General features: G+C 59.7%; 14 protein-coding genes. 5 read left to right on the plus strand and 9 right to left on the minus strand.

Features of this window, described 5'->3' with window-relative positions; all coding sequences use genetic code 11:
• The first annotated feature begins 110 nt into the window (after positions 1-110).
• From J7400_RS14740 to J7400_RS14750, 3 genes are all read left to right on the plus strand, one after another.
• On the plus strand, positions 111-734 hold the full coding sequence (locus J7400_RS14740; protein WP_209064994.1) for a ribonuclease HII: 624 nt from the start codon (positions 111-113) through the stop codon (positions 732-734).
• Positions 735-835: 101 nt separating this feature from the next.
• A complete protein-coding gene (locus J7400_RS14745; RefSeq protein ID WP_209064635.1) occupies positions 836-1,951 on the plus strand; it encodes a site-specific DNA-methyltransferase in 1,116 nt (371 codons plus the stop codon).
• A gap of 282 nt (positions 1,952-2,233) precedes the next feature.
• Positions 2,234-3,637 carry an adenylate/guanylate cyclase domain-containing protein gene (locus J7400_RS14750; RefSeq protein ID WP_209064637.1) on the plus strand — a complete coding sequence of 468 codons (1,404 nt, stop codon included), beginning with the start codon at positions 2,234-2,236 and terminating at the stop codon, positions 3,635-3,637.
• Here the strand turns inward: J7400_RS14750 and J7400_RS14755 are convergent.
• Positions 3,634-4,767 (minus strand): alkane 1-monooxygenase, encoded by a 1,134-nt coding sequence (locus J7400_RS14755; RefSeq protein WP_209064639.1) that lies wholly within the window; start codon positions 4,765-4,767, stop codon positions 3,634-3,636. The genes J7400_RS14750 and J7400_RS14755 overlap by 4 nt on opposite strands.
• A gap of 62 nt (positions 4,768-4,829) precedes the next feature.
• Positions 4,830-5,882, minus strand: a complete 1,053-nt coding sequence (gene mutY, locus J7400_RS14760) for an A/G-specific adenine glycosylase (protein ID WP_209064641.1) — start codon at positions 5,880-5,882, stop codon at positions 4,830-4,832.
• A gap of 80 nt (positions 5,883-5,962) precedes the next feature.
• Between mutY and J7400_RS14765 the strand changes: the two genes are divergently transcribed.
• On the plus strand, positions 5,963-6,484 hold the full coding sequence (locus tag J7400_RS14765) for a DciA family protein (RefSeq protein WP_209064996.1): 522 nt from the start codon (positions 5,963-5,965) through the stop codon (positions 6,482-6,484).
• Complete coding sequence (locus J7400_RS14770; protein ID WP_209064643.1) at positions 6,485-7,168, plus strand: DsbA family protein; 684 nt, start codon at positions 6,485-6,487, stop codon at positions 7,166-7,168. It begins immediately after the preceding gene.
• Between the two features lie 25 nt (positions 7,169-7,193).
• Here J7400_RS14770 and lpxK read toward each other — a convergent pair whose 3' ends face one another.
• The 7 genes from lpxK to J7400_RS14805 form a co-directional block, all read right to left on the minus strand.
• A complete protein-coding gene (gene lpxK / locus J7400_RS14775; protein WP_209064645.1) occupies positions 7,194-8,201 on the minus strand; it encodes a tetraacyldisaccharide 4'-kinase in 1,008 nt (335 codons plus the stop codon).
• On the minus strand, positions 8,201-9,412 hold the full coding sequence (locus J7400_RS14780; RefSeq protein WP_209064647.1) for a glycosyltransferase N-terminal domain-containing protein: 1,212 nt from the start codon (positions 9,410-9,412) through the stop codon (positions 8,201-8,203). Before J7400_RS14780 ends, lpxK begins: the two co-directional genes overlap by 1 nt.
• A 7-nt stretch (positions 9,413-9,419) precedes the next feature.
• On the minus strand, positions 9,420-9,662 hold the full coding sequence (locus J7400_RS14785) for a DUF4170 domain-containing protein (RefSeq protein WP_209064649.1): 243 nt from the start codon (positions 9,660-9,662) through the stop codon (positions 9,420-9,422).
• Between the two features lie 125 nt (positions 9,663-9,787).
• Positions 9,788-10,579: a 3'(2'),5'-bisphosphate nucleotidase CysQ gene (locus tag J7400_RS14790; protein ID WP_209064652.1), complete on the minus strand. Its 792-nt coding sequence runs from the start codon at positions 10,577-10,579 to the stop codon at positions 9,788-9,790.
• Positions 10,566-11,912: a TldD/PmbA family protein gene (locus J7400_RS14795; protein ID WP_209064654.1), complete on the minus strand. Its 1,347-nt coding sequence runs from the start codon at positions 11,910-11,912 to the stop codon at positions 10,566-10,568. The genes J7400_RS14790 and J7400_RS14795 overlap by 14 nt, the downstream gene beginning before the upstream one ends.
• 72 nt (positions 11,913-11,984) lie before the next feature.
• Positions 11,985-12,743 (minus strand): TIGR02186 family protein, encoded by a 759-nt coding sequence (locus J7400_RS14800; protein WP_209064656.1) that lies wholly within the window; start codon positions 12,741-12,743, stop codon positions 11,985-11,987.
• Positions 12,743-13,660 carry a sulfite exporter TauE/SafE family protein gene (locus J7400_RS14805; RefSeq protein ID WP_209064658.1) on the minus strand — a complete coding sequence of 306 codons (918 nt, stop codon included), beginning with the start codon at positions 13,658-13,660 and terminating at the stop codon, positions 12,743-12,745. Before J7400_RS14805 ends, J7400_RS14800 begins: the two co-directional genes overlap by 1 nt.
• Between the last annotated feature and the right edge of the window lie 37 nt (positions 13,661-13,697).

A 13,697-nucleotide genomic window follows, 5' to 3' on the forward strand; every position in this document is an offset into this window, starting at 1 on the left:
CCATCGAGCAGGGAATGGCCGAGATAGGGCGGCCACTGGCTGGACGGCGCGAGGGGCTGTCCAGCCTTTTTTGTTGCGAAATGGGCGCGAAGATGATTGTCACAGTGGCCATGACAACACCTGATTTTTTGCTGGAAGAGGCCGCTCTCAAGGGCGGTGCAACACGTGTGGCAGGCGTGGATGAAGTGGGGCGAGGCCCATTGGCCGGGCCGGTGACGGCGGCGGCTGTGGTGCTTGATCCAAACAACATCCCCGAGGGACTGAACGACTCCAAGAAACTCACCGCCAAACGGCGCGATGCTCTGACTGAAGAGATCTTGAAAGTGGCCGATGTCTGTATCGCCCACGCCTCGGTCGAGGAGATCGACGAACACAACATCTTGCGTGCCAGTCATATCGCCATGGAGCGGGCTGTGGCCGGATTGGCCGTGGCTCCGGATCATCTGTTGATCGACGGCAACATGATCCCGCGCGGATTGACGCTGAAATCGGAGGCAATTGTCAAAGGCGACGCCAAATCTCTGTCCATCGCAGCGGCTTCTATTGTTGCCAAAACAGTGCGTGATCACATCATGATGGATTTGGCGCAACAGTTTCCGGGCTATGGGTGGGAAACCAACGCCGGATACCCGTCCAAAAGCCACAAAGCGGCTTTGCTGGAGCTGGGGATAACCCCACACCATAGACGTTCATTCAAACCTATCCACAACATGTTGTATCAAGCTAAAAACTAACGTCTTGATTCAAAAAAGAAATTGACGCCGAATCTCGTTTGACTCAAACTTATCCACATCAACGAGCGCACTAAAAAAACCGCGCCGTAATGAGGCAGAGAATGAAAACGATGACAAAAGCGAAGGGCGCATCCGCGCTCCCGATCAATAGTATATTGTCTGGTGACTGTATCGAGGTGATGAACAGTCTGCCGGAAAACTCTATCGACCTGATTTTTGCTGACCCGCCCTATAACCTTCAGTTGAAGGGCGATTTGCACCGTCCCGACAATTCCAAAGTCGACGCTGTCGATGATGAATGGGATCAGTTTTCCAGTTTCGCAGCGTATGACAAATTCACCCGCGAATGGCTGAAAGCGGCGCGTCGCCTGCTGAAGCCAAACGGCGCAATCTGGGTGATTGGCAGCTACCACAATGTGTTCCGCATGGGTGCTGAGCTGCAAAACCAGGGCTTCTGGATTTTGAACGATGTGGTTTGGCGCAAATCCAACCCGATGCCGAACTTCCGCGGCAAGCGTTTCACCAACGCCCATGAGACCATGATCTGGGCCTCCAAATCCGAAGGCGCCAAATACACCTTCAACTACGAGGCACTCAAGGCGCTCAACGAAGGTGTGCAGATGCGCTCTGACTGGGTGCTTCCGATCTGCACCGGCCATGAGCGTCTGAAAGACGAAAATGGCGACAAGGCGCATCCAACCCAGAAACCGGAGAGCCTGCTGCACCGCGTTCTGATTGGCGCGACCAACCCGGGTGACGTTGTGCTCGATCCGTTCTTCGGCACTGGCACCACCGGTGCTGTGGCCAAGATGTTGGGGCGCGAATTCATCGGCATCGAGCGTGAGGCGGCTTACCGCAAGGTGGCGCAGAAACGCATCGCCAATGTGCGCAAGTTTGACCGCGAGGCACTTCAGGTGACCACCTCCAAGCGCGCAGAGCCACGTGTTCCATTTGGCCAACTGGTCGAGCGCGGCATGCTGCGTCCGGGCGAAGAGCTTTATTCGCTCAATGGCCGCTACAAAGCCAAGGTCCGCGCGGATGGCACCCTGATTGGTGGCGACATCAAAGGCTCCATCCACCAGGTTGGCGCACATCTTGAAGGCGCGCCCAGCTGCAACGGCTGGACCTACTGGTCTTACAAGCGCGAAGGCAAAAAAGTGCCGATCGATCTTCTGCGTCAACAGATCCGCGCAGAGATGGCCACACGCCCGAACTAAGGGCAACACATTCAGAAGACAGGAAAAAACCGGTAGAATACCGCCGGTGCCTGTTGCCGAACTGACTGAACAGGCACCAAGACTTCCCCGCCGGAAACGGCGGGGTTTTTTGATCTTTAAAGCGTTTCGACATTAAACTGCGACACAAGTAGCGCCTATGACGTCGATACGTTCCTCGCGTTTCGGCTTTTTGTCAGATCTCAACACAAAATCGAAACGCTTTGGGGTGTGTAAGCATCTCGCCAATACCTATCTAAGAGGACGAGACGGAGGGCTCTGAAGATGACAGAGGGCGTAAGATCAGACCCCGGCGACGACATCGCACATGCAAGCGGTGGCGAGGCTGACCGCGAAGACCGCTACACCGAGGCTGTGCTGGAGCATCACAAACGCGAAGGTCTCGCGCTTGCGGTGAAGGCGCGCTGGTGGGCGATGGGTGTCGTGGCCGTCTTCCTGCTGTTTGTCGCCCCGTGGCCAGAAGTTCTCTATTACCACTTCATATTGATGGTGCTCTGCGCCAATGGCTGGCTCATCCAGCGTGTGGGCCGTGTCGGTCAATCGCGCACAGAGCTGTTGCTGATCTTTTTTGATCTCTTGATCATGACCATTGGCATCGTTGGTCCCAACCCGTTGGGAGAGCATGACTGGCCCTCTGCCATGCGCTTTCAATATGACAACTTCCAGTATTTCTATCTGATCCTTGCAGCGGGCACGCTGGCCTATTCCTGGCGCACGGTGATTGCGATTGGCACATGGACCGCGATGATCTGGTGCGCGGCGCTAGCGCTGTCATTCTTGTTCACCGAGCCGATGGAAGCGCTTAGCGAAGCGGTGATCACTGCGCTGCCAAATCATCCCGAGCTTGGACGGATGCTGGACCCGAACAGCTTCCACCTTGATCTGCGGCTTCAGGAAGCCTTTGTCTTCATTCTTGTGGCGCTCACGCTTGGCCTGACAGTGCGCCGGTTCAACACTTTGCTGCGCTCCAACGCGGCTCTGGAGCGCGAGCGCACCAATCTGTCACGCTATTTCTCGCCCAATGTGGTCGAGGAGCTGAGCCAGAATGACGAGCCGCTCAAACAGATCCGATCCCATGATATCGCCGTGCTGTTTGTCGATATCGTCGGCTTCACCGAGTTTGCCGCCGCGCGCAAACCTGAGGAAGTCATTGAGACCCTGCGCGAATTTCACGGCCTTATGGAAGGCGCTGTTTTTGCCCATGAAGGCACGCTCGACAAGTATCTGGGCGACGGGTTGATGGCGACCTTTGGCACCCCAAGCCCTTCTGAGCGGGATGCGCAAAACGCGCTGCGTTGCGCGCGCCAGATGATGCGCGATGTGGATGATTGGAACAACGCCCGCATCAGCAAGGGGCTCCCGCCGCTGCGTGTCGGGTTTGGCGCGCACTACGGGCCAGCGGTTCTGGCCGACATCGGCGCCAACCGTCTGGAGTTTGCCGTGGTGGGCAACACCGTCAACGTCGCCTCTCGCCTTGAGAGCATGACCCGCGGGCTCAACGCCCGCCTTGTGATCAGCGATGGGATGCGCGCCGAAGTGCTGCGCGAGGGCGGGGATGAGTGTCTGGACGGGCTGCAGAAATTCACTGATCAGGACATTCGCGGTGTTGCGGAAAAGCTCACCGTCTGGGCCTACGAGCGGCCGCGCGATCACGGCATCACAAGCTAACGGGGCATCGGGTTCTTGGCCTTGTTATAGGGCTGCCAATTGGTGATCTCGGGATAATACATCTCCCGCCATCTGCGCACGCGCGGGTTCATAACCTGCTTCCACACTGGCGGGATCATCGCCGCAACCGTCATGATAGGATAGCCAAAGGGCAGCTGCGGCGCCTCCGCATCGCTGTAGTTCTGCAGGAGCGGAAACCGCCTGTCCGGCTTGTAGTGGTGGTCGGAATGACGCTGCAAATTGATCAGCAGCCAGTTTGAGGCCTTATGGGCCGCATTCCAGCTGTGATGCGGGCGTACATGCTCATATTTGCCCTCTCCCAGATGTTTGCGGGTCAGCCCGTAGTGCTCCACATAGTTCACCAGCTCCAACTGCCAGATCGCGATATAGGCCTGCCAGATGAACAGCAAAACACCCAGCCAGCCGCCCACGATCCCGGCCAAGACCAACATCGCCCCCTGCATCGCCCAATAGCGGAAGAAAGGATTGGAGAGGTCGGTCCAAGGTAGATTTTTGCGCGCCAGCATCTCTTTTTCTGCGCGGAAGGCGGATTTCAGGCAGCCAATCAAAACACGTGGGAAGAAGCGGTGAAACCCTTCATTATAGCGCGCTGTGACCGGATCACGCGGCGTGCCGACATAGCGGTGATGCACCAGCAGGTGCTCGCTGCGGAAATGAGAATAGAGCACCATGGCGAGCAGAAAATCCCCCAGCCAGCGCTCATATTTGGGCTTCTGATGCATCAGCTCATGGCTGTAGTTGATCCCCACAGTGCCGGTCAGCACTCCCACGCCGAAAAACAGACCGATCAACGCGCCCGTGCTCAAATGGTCCGCGCGGGTGGCATACCAGATCATCCCAAAGATCGTGGCAAACTGCAGCCATGGCCAGATCATGGTCACCAGCCGATACCACTTCAGATCCGCCTCAGCGGTGTCGAGATCAGCGTTTTGCAGGTTGAGGCCTGTGACGGCGTCAAGCGCGGCAAACAGATACCAGGTGGTGATTGGCACAAGCAGCACCCACCAGCCGCCCAAACCCGCAGTGATCCACACCAGCGGGATCAGCAGCAGCGAACACCAAAACGGTAAGGCACTGGAGAAACGGGCCAATTGTGCGGAGGGGATCATGGCGCAAACCTCTTTCATCGTCGCAAAGACTATGCGGGCAAGCGCGTCTTATCGCAATGCGCTCAAGCGCCGCGATAGAGATCAAACGCCTTGCGCATCGCCGTTGGCAGATCCCCCGGGTCAAATTCCTCAGCGTCCACAAAATGCCCGGTGACCGGCTTGCGATCCATCGGCACCAGCGCGCTGCAGACCGTCAGGCGCAGATGGAAATGGGTAAACGTGTGCCGCGCTTCGGCGTTGAGCGTTTTCCATTCCGCTTTGATCGGGGCTTCATGGGCCGGGGCCGCCGTCTCCTGCCACTCAGATCCGGGCCAACCGAGCATCCCGCCCAGCAACCCGCTGTCGGGTCGGCGCTCGAGCAGGAAAGCCCCGTCCACCCGGCGCGCGATATAGACCACGCCATGGCGTATGGGTTTGGGCTTCTTCGGTGTTTTCTTTGGCAGCTCTGCCGCAGTACCCGCCTTTTGTGCTTGACAGGGGGCGCGCCACGGGCAGATGCCACAGGCGGGGTTGCGCGGGCTGCAAATTGTCGCGCCCAGATCCATCACCGCCTGCGCATAGTCGCCGGGGCGCTCCTGTGGTGTTAGACGCTCGGCCAGTTCCGTCAGCTCCGGTTTGGCGGCGGGCAGCGGGGTGTGCACATCAAACAGCCTGGCCATCACCCGCTCCACATTGCCGTCGACCACTGTGGCAGGTTGATCAAAGGCGATCGAGGCCACAGCCCCTGCGGTGTAAGGCCCGACACCGGGTAATTTCAAAAGCGCCTCGACCGTATCGGGGAACGCGCCACCCAATTCAGAGCTCACAAAGCGTGCGCATTTCAGCAGGTTGCGCGCGCGTGCGTAGTAGCCAAGCCCCGCCCATTCCGCCATGACGTCTTCATCCGCCGCCGCAGCCAGATCGTTGACCGTCGGCCAGCGCGCGGTAAACCGCTCAAAATAGTCCTTCACGGCGGCAACGGTTGTCTGTTGCAGCATAATTTCGGACATCCAGACACGATAGGGATCAGGTTTTATGCCCGTTTTGCGCTCTGCCGGGCCAATCCGCCACGGCATCTTGCGCGCATTGTGGTCATACCAAGCCAGGAGGTCGGAGCTTTGGGGCAAATCACGCAAGTTTTATCCTCGCCTAGAGTCGGTTTCGCTGGCACAGCTGGGTCGGGCCACTAAAATAGCTCTCGACCAGAGGATGCAAGATCAACATGCGCCGTACCACGACCAAAGGGTTCAAACGCACCTCCTCGCTCCTGCGGGATCGCATTCGCAAAGCCAGCGAAAGCAAGGGGTTTTCGGAGACCCGCGTGCTCACCCATTGGGCAGAGATCGTGGGGCAGGATATCGCGCGCATTTGTCGGCCCGTGGATGTGAAATACGGCCGCAAAGGCTTTGGCGCGACGCTCACGGTGCTCACCACCGGAGCCAATGCGCCCATGCTGGAAATGCAGAAAGAGACTTTGCGCAACCGCGTGAATGCCGCCTACGGCTACAACGCCATTGCCCATCTGCGCATCACCCAGACCGCCCCCACTGGCTTTGCCGAAGGTCAGGTGCAATTCTCGACCCCGCCCAAAAAAGAGGCGGCCAAACCCGATCCCGCCACCCAGCAAGAGGCCGCTCAGGTCGCAGCCCCGGTGCAGAACAATGAACTGCGGCAAGCGCTTGAACAGCTTGCCGGCAACGTGCTTATGAAAAATAAAAATGCTAAGAAAGGTTTCTAAATGAACCGTTTTGTTCCCCTTATCGCCGCTGCAGCCATGGCTGTTGCAGGCGGGGCCTACTGGATGACTGCGGGCCAGCCGACGACCACCGCCGTCTCCACCATTCTGCCTGCGGTGTCCAACATCCAGACGGTCTCCTCTGAAAATGCGGAGTCCTCTGAGATCGTGGAAATGGCGATTGGTGCCGAAGACGCCCCGATCACCATCATCGAATATGCATCCTTCACCTGCCCGCACTGTGCGAGCTTCCATGAGAACGTCTTCAAAGACCTCAAAGTGGACTACATCGACACCGGCAAGGTGAAGTTCATCTTCCGCGATGTCTACTTTGACCGCTACGGTCTCTGGGCATCCATGGTGGCACGCTGCGGTGGTCAGGAGCGTTTCTTCGGTATGACCGACATCCTGATGGAAACCCAGCGCGAATGGACAAGCTCCGGTGATCCGGTGGCCATCGCGGATGCGCTGCGCAAAACCGGTCGCCTTGCAGGGCTGGAAGACGACACGCTTCAGGCCTGCCTGCAGGACGAAGACAAAGCCAAGGCGCTTGTGGCTTGGTTCCAGGAAAATGCAGCGGCGGACAATGTTCAGGCAACGCCAACGCTCATCATTGATGGCGAACAGCATTCCAACATGAACTACGCAGACCTGCGCGAGATTCTGGACGGCAAGCTGGGCGAATAAGCCTTCTTGCTCAAGCCTGAGCGTTCTAGGATCGCTCAGGCACGCCAATCCGGGCCAAGAGTTTTTCAATCGGTTGCCAATCCGAAATGGCCAGTCGCACGGGCAATGTCAGCACCTGCGCCCGCATCTCCATTGGCAAACGCACCGCATCCTTTTCCGTCGTGACCAACTGCGCCCCAAGCGCGCGGGCCTCTGATGTGAGGCGGGTCAACAGCGACGGTGGCAGCGCCTGATGATCATCCAGCGCTTCCGTGCGCACCAGAGTCGCGCCAAGCCCTCGCAGAGTGTCAAAAAACTTCTCCGGATGCCCAATTCCGGCAAAGGCCAGAAACGGGGTTTCCCGCCAGTCCATGCCGGTCGGCAACGGCTCCAAAGCGCCTGTCAGGTGGGGGAGGGAGACCGCTTGTCCCCAGCGCGCTGCAAACTGTGCCTGCGCCTGCTCGGAGCCGATCGACAGCAGCACATCGGCCCGCGCCAGACCTGTCGCGATGGGTTCACGCAAGGGGCCTGCGGGAATACAGCGCCCGTTGCCAAAGCCGCGCGCCGCATCCACCACGATGATGCTGGCGTCTTTTTGCACTGTCGGGTTCTGAAAACCGTCATCCAGCAGGATCACATCAGCCCCCGCCGCCTCTGCAGCAGCCACGCCTTTGGCGCGATCCTTGGCCACCCAGGTTGGGGCAAAGGCCGCCAGCAAGAGCGGCTCATCGCCGGTCTGCGCAGCGCGGTGGGCGCGTTCATCAACCTGCACAGGCCCTTCCAGCGCGCCGCCGTATCCACGCGAGACCACATGCGGTGTGTTCCCGCGTGCCTGCAGATATTGCACCAAGGCGATGGCGGTGGGGGTCTTGCCCGTACCCCCGGCGTTGAGGTTGCCGACACAGATCACCGGCACATTGGCTTTATGGCCGTCAGAGCTTTGCCGGATGCGCTTTCGCGTCGCAGAGGCGTAAAGCGCGCCCAGAGGTGCGAGCAGATGCGCCTGCCAGCCGGGTTTGTCCGGAGCGTTGGACCAGAACTTTGGCTCTTTCATCAAACGGCCTCTTGCTGATCCAAAAGCGCATGTGCGTGCTCAATCACCATATCGGAAACCGCGGCACTGTCAGAAACAACCTGCCAGCCCGCATGGGCCATCGCCGCCGCCTGATCGGGCGCGGCCAGAAACATCAGCGCGGCGGTCAGGCTTTCAGCGTCTTTCACGATACGCGCCGCGCCCACGTTGGCCAGCCGTGTGTAGCTGTTCAGATAGCGCCGAACCGACGGTCCATAGAGGATTGCACTGCCCAGTGCCGCGGGTTCAAGCGGATCACGCCCGCCAGCTCCGGCAACCAGCGAAGAGCCCACCAGGCTGACTGGGGCAAGCCGGTACCAAAGGCCCAGCTCATCAGGCGTTTGAGCAAACAGCACCTGCGTATCTTCGCCGGGAAAATCCCCGGCCTCCCAATCGGCAACTCGCCACCCGTCTTCCTGAATGGTCCGGTGCATATCAGGGGCATCTTCTGCGTTGTCGGGGACAACCACCAGCAATGTGCGAAACGACAGCCGCAGCATCTGGCGATAGGCGTTGAGCACCAGCGGCAGCTCTTTGGGCTGCAGTCGCGCGGCCAGCCAGACCGGGCGGCCGGAAAGCGATGCGCGCAGCTCCTCCAGATCACTGTCCTGAACCGGCAAGGCCTGCGCCTCTTCCATCAGCTCACCACTCAGCGTGATCTCTGCCGTTTCTGGCAGCAGTTTCTTAAACCGGCTCCGCGCGTCTTTGCCTTGCGCGAAGATCTTGGTGAACCGCATCAGGGTCGCGCGGGTCGGCTCCGGCCCCCAGCGGCGTTTCTGGTCAATCTTGGTGCGGTTGGCCTCCAGCAGCACCGAAGGGATATTCCGCTCAAACACCGCATCAATCAGCGCGGGGCGCAGCTCCGGCCCCAGCCAAAGGCACAGATCAGGCTGCCAATGGGTCAGAAAAGCTTTGATATCGTTGGGGTTCTCTGAGGGGCAGCTTTGCCAGATCGCCTCGTCCGGCAACCCTTGGGGCGGCTTGCTCTGAGGTGTCGTGATCAGAAACGCGCTCGCCCCACGCTGCCGGGTCAGGCGCTGACCAAGCTTTGCGAGGGTCCGCACCCGTTTTGGATCCGCACAGTGCAGCCAAACCAGCTCACCCGCCGGTCGTGGCGTGGTGATGGCAGCCAGCTGTGGCGGTTGGCGGCGCGCAAACGCAAGATATGTCGTCAGACCAAGCGAGCGCGGCATGCCAGTTTTATCCGAGTTCTTCCGTGGAGGAGGCTTCGGCACCTTCATCACGCAGGCGGTGCAAATGGGCGATGAAATACCGCATATGCGCATTGTCTACGGTGCGCTGTGCTTCGGCTTTCCACGCGTCATAGGCGCTTTCATAGTTCGGAAAGATGCCCACAACGTGAATGTCGTCCACGTCTTTGAATGCGGTTTTTGTGGGGTCGATCAGCTCGCCGCCAAAGACGAGGTGCAGTCGTTGTGCCATGGGCCACTCCTTTGTGGTGCGGATTTGCGCGCAACCTAAGCCGCTTACGTCGCGGTCTCAAGAGGGCAGGTTATAGAGAAATAGGCGGAATTTTTCCCGTTTCCCAAAGGTTTTTGCGGTTTTGCCTATTGCGGCGCATGGGTTGGGGCCAGAGCCGCACAAATCTTGGGCTGCAGGGTGGCATTGCCCGCCACAACGCCGGCAAGCCGGGGATCGGGATTGTTGAACATCAGGGGATTTCCGTGCCGGTCAGAGCTCGCCGCACCGGCTTCACGCAAGATCAGATCGCCAGCGGCAATGTCCCATTCCCATGTCGGGCGCAGGGTCAGCATGGCGTCAAACCGGCCCTGTGCCACCAGCGCCATGCGATAGGCCAGCGAGGGGCGATAGCCGCGATTGAATTCCGGAGGCGCGTCTCTCCACAGCGCCGCCTCCATCGCGGGCCGGGCCGCCAGAACCTTGGCTCCGGCGAGCTCTCCGGTGGTGGCCGCTTGGATCGGTTCGCCGTTCAGTGTCGCACCTTGGCCCTTTTCCGCGACATAAAGCCGGTCCCGCCGCGGCAGATAGACCACCGCTGCGGTCACTTCGCCCTGTTCCGCAATCGCAAGCGAATGCGCCCAGGTGTTGGACCCTTCAATAAAGCTGCGCGTGCCATCAATCGGGTCGATGATAAAAACCCGCGCGTCCTGCACCCGGTTGCCTTCATCAAGTGACTCTTCGCTCAACCAGCCATAGTCGGGCCGCGCCCCGCGCAGCTCCCGCTCCAGCATGTCGTTCACCGCCAGATCGGCCTCGGTCACAGGGCCAGCGCCCTCCGGCTTATGCCAGGTCTTTGCGTTTTGCCCGTCATAGCGCTTGGCAATCTCACCTGCCTCCAGCGCCGCGTCGATCAGGAGCTGAAGATCAGGCGCCGGCAAGGGTCATCCCTTCCACCAGCAAGGAGGGCACCACACGCGACAGGTAGCCGCGCGCATCATTGGAAGGCACGATATGGCGCAGCATGTCATGCAGGTTCCCGGCGATGGTGCATTCATTCACCGCATAGGTGATCTCGCCGTTCTCAATCCAGAACCCAGCCGCCCCGCGTGAATAATCCCCGGTTGTCGGGTTGATGGTGGAGCCAATCAGCGATGTCACCAGCAGGCCGCGCCCCATGTCTTTGATCAGCGCCTCACGCGACTGCGCGCCTTGGGTCAGCGCCACATTCCAGCTGCTCGGGGAGGGCGGGCTTGAAACTCCGCGTGCGGCATTGCCGGTTGAGGCCATGCCCAGCTTGCGCGCATTGGCCAAATCAAGCGTCCAGCCGGTCAGCACGCCTTTGTCAACAATCGCACGTTTGGCGGTGGGCAGCCCTTCCGCATCAAACGGGCGCGAGCCAGAAACACGTGGGCGCAGCGGATCTTCGATCAGGGAAAGCGTTTCGGGCAGAACCTGCTGGCCTTGCTTTTCGCGCAGCCAGCTTGAGCCACGCGCCACCATGGCCCCGTTTGCTGCCGCCAGCAGATGCCCGACCAACGACGAGGAAATGCGCTCATCAAACAGCACGGGAAAAGCCCCGGTTTCAGGTTTGCGCGCGTTCAGGCGGGCGATGGCGCGCTGTCCGGCTTCGGTGCCGATTTCTGAAGCGGAACGCAGATCGCTCTGAAAGATGCGCGAATCTCCGTCGTAGTCACGCTCCATGGCCTCGCCGGTCCCGGCAATCGCAGTGGTGTAAACCGCGCGGCTGCTGCGGTCATATCCGCCGGAAAACCCGTTGCTCGCCGCCAAATGCACGGTTGTGTGGCTATATCCGCCAGTGGAGGATTGCACCTGCGTCACGCCTTCGACCGCCATAGCCGCCGCTTCGGCTGCCAATGCATCTGCCTGCAGCGCATCAGGCGCGGGCTCGGCAGTGGGGTCACACAGCTCAAGTGCAGCAATATCAGGGTCGCGTACAAGCTGGTCCGCCGCTGCCAAGCCCACATAGGGATCCTCAGGCGCTTCTTTGGCCATGGCCACGGCCCGTTCTGCCATGGTTGCGATGCTTTCAGGGCGCGTGTCGGAAATGGACACATTGGCCTGACGCTGCCCGATCAGCACACGCAGCCCGAGGTCCACCCCCTCAGAGCGCTCCGCCTGCTCAAGCTTGCCTTCGCGCACCTCGATGGACACCGACGTTCCAGAGACCACCATCGCATCCGCCGCTTCCGAACCGGCTTTCTGCGCGGCCTCCAGCATCATTCCTGCAAGCGTTTCCGGTGTCTGCGACATATCCTGTGCCCCTTTTTGAGTTTGTTATCAGGTAGTCGCCCTGACGCAGCGACGCAAGCGCGTTGGCTTGGCTCAGTTGCGCCGCAAAACCTGGAACGCGGCAGAGGCCAGCCATCCTGCGGCAATCGCAATAGCCAATGACATGATCCCGTAAATCAAGGGTTGATTGCGCGACAAATCATAAAGCCAACGTTCCAGCCCCACCTTGTTCACGTTGATCACCGTCTCAAACTGAGACACCACTTTGCCATCCCTCGTCAGGAAAATGCGCGTGGGATAGTCGCCCTCCGTCAGGTTGGCGGGCATCTGGATTGAGGTGCGAAACAGGGTCTGCTGCTCGATTTCCACGGTGTTTTCGCGCAGCTGATACAGGCCTTCATCGGTACGGATACGGATCACCGCTTCGCTGAAGCTTTGGGCGTCTTCTACTTCCATCGGCGCACCGACAGAGCGGATTGCACGCGGGATCGACACTTTGTGGCGCTGGTCTTCGACGTTTGAAATCGCTTCCGTGAACGGCGCTGAGGTGGCCACCGCATAAAAGCTTGGGGCGGCGTCAATCTCCACCGCATCGGTGTTCACCCAGATGCCAAACTTGCGCTCCTTGCGCCGCACGGTGAGTGGGCTGGATGGGCCGGACACGGCAATCACCACGTCCAGCGGCTCTTCCGGGATGGGGGCCTCGCGTTTCACCGCGCCAAACAGCAGGATCTCAGAGCCGTCAAAATTTGTGGTGATCGCCACCTGATCCTGGCTCAGGCCAAGCACCACTTCCTCAGCGCTCAACGTGCTGGCGGCAAGGGCAAAACAGAAAGAGAGTATCCGCAGCATCAGTGACCCTCCACCGCGCCAAGCGAAAAGAGCTCGCTGGGTTGCAGCAGCAGGTCCAGCGCCAGTTTGGCACAGACCATAATCACCAGAAGCGCCAGCAGAATGCGCAGCTGCTCTGCCTTCAGGTAGGTGCCAAGCCGCGTGCCAATCTGCGCGCCGATCACACCGCCCACCAGCAACAGAACCGCCAGCGCGATGTCCACGGTGAAGTTGGTGGTGGCGTGCAAAAGCGTGGTGAAGCCGGTGACAAAGATGATCTGAAACAGCGAGGTGCCCACAACCACTTTGGTCGGCATCCCCAGCAGATAGATCATCGCGGGCACCATGATGAACCCGCCGCCAACGCCCATGATGGCTGACAGGATGCCCACCAGCACGCCCACCATCATCGGCGGGATCACAGAGATGTAGAGACCGGACACACGAAAGCGCATCTTCAGCGGCAGACCATGCACCCAATTGTGTTTCTTGCGTTTGGGTGGTCCCGCGTTCTTGCGTGATTTGCGGATCGCATTGAGGCTCTCGATAAACATCAGAGAGCCGATCACGCCCAGAAAGACCACATAGCAAAGCCGCACCAGCAAATCGACCTGGCCCTGCGACTTCAGATAGTTGAACACCACCACCCCAAGCGCGGCCCCTATGAGACCCCCGGACAGCAGCACCGTGCCCATTTTGAGGTCCACGGTTTTTCGCTTCAGATGTGCCAGCACACCACTGAACGAGGAGGCCACAATCTGGTTCGCTTCCGTCGCAACCGCGACGGCCGGCGGGATGCCGATGAAAAACAAAAGCGGCGTCATCAGAAATCCGCCGCCAACCCCGAACATCCCCGAAAGAATGCCCACCATGCCGCCCAGTCCAAGCAGCAGGAATGCGTTGACGGAAACTTCGGCGATGGGGAGGTAAATCTGCATAATTTTTGATAGCGCTACAGGGCTCTCAAAAGCAACC

Source organism: Shimia sp. R9_2, assembly GCF_017743735.1.
Taxonomy (GTDB): domain Bacteria; phylum Pseudomonadota; class Alphaproteobacteria; order Rhodobacterales; family Rhodobacteraceae; genus Shimia.

Bases quoted from the DNA above. Each gene is read 5' to 3' on its own strand.
- J7400_RS14740 (WP_209064994.1), top strand. From the start codon at position 111: ATGACAACACCTGATTTTTTGCTGGAAGAGGCCGCTCTCAAGGGCGGT.
- lpxK (WP_209064645.1), bottom strand. From the start codon at position 8,201: ATGAAAGAGCCAAAGTTCTGGTCCAACGCTCCGGACAAACCCGGCTGG.
- J7400_RS14795 (WP_209064654.1), bottom strand. From the start codon at position 11,912: ATGTCGCAGACACCGGAAACGCTTGCAGGAATGATGCTGGAGGCCGCG.
- J7400_RS14785 (WP_209064649.1), bottom strand. From the start codon at position 9,662: ATGGCACAACGACTGCACCTCGTCTTTGGCGGCGAGCTGATCGACCCC.
- J7400_RS14805 (WP_209064658.1), bottom strand. From the start codon at position 13,660: ATGCAGATTTACCTCCCCATCGCCGAAGTTTCCGTCAACGCATTCCTG.
- J7400_RS14755 (WP_209064639.1), bottom strand. From the start codon at position 4,767: ATGATCCCCTCCGCACAATTGGCCCGTTTCTCCAGTGCCTTACCGTTT.
- J7400_RS14800 (WP_209064656.1), bottom strand. From the start codon at position 12,743: ATGCTGCGGATACTCTCTTTCTGTTTTGCCCTTGCCGCCAGCACGTTG.
- J7400_RS14780 (WP_209064647.1), bottom strand. From the start codon at position 9,412: ATGCCGCGCTCGCTTGGTCTGACGACATATCTTGCGTTTGCGCGCCGC.
- J7400_RS14745 (WP_209064635.1), top strand. From the start codon at position 836: ATGAAAACGATGACAAAAGCGAAGGGCGCATCCGCGCTCCCGATCAAT.
- J7400_RS14750 (WP_209064637.1), top strand. From the start codon at position 2,234: ATGACAGAGGGCGTAAGATCAGACCCCGGCGACGACATCGCACATGCA.
- J7400_RS14770 (WP_209064643.1), top strand. From the start codon at position 6,485: ATGAACCGTTTTGTTCCCCTTATCGCCGCTGCAGCCATGGCTGTTGCA.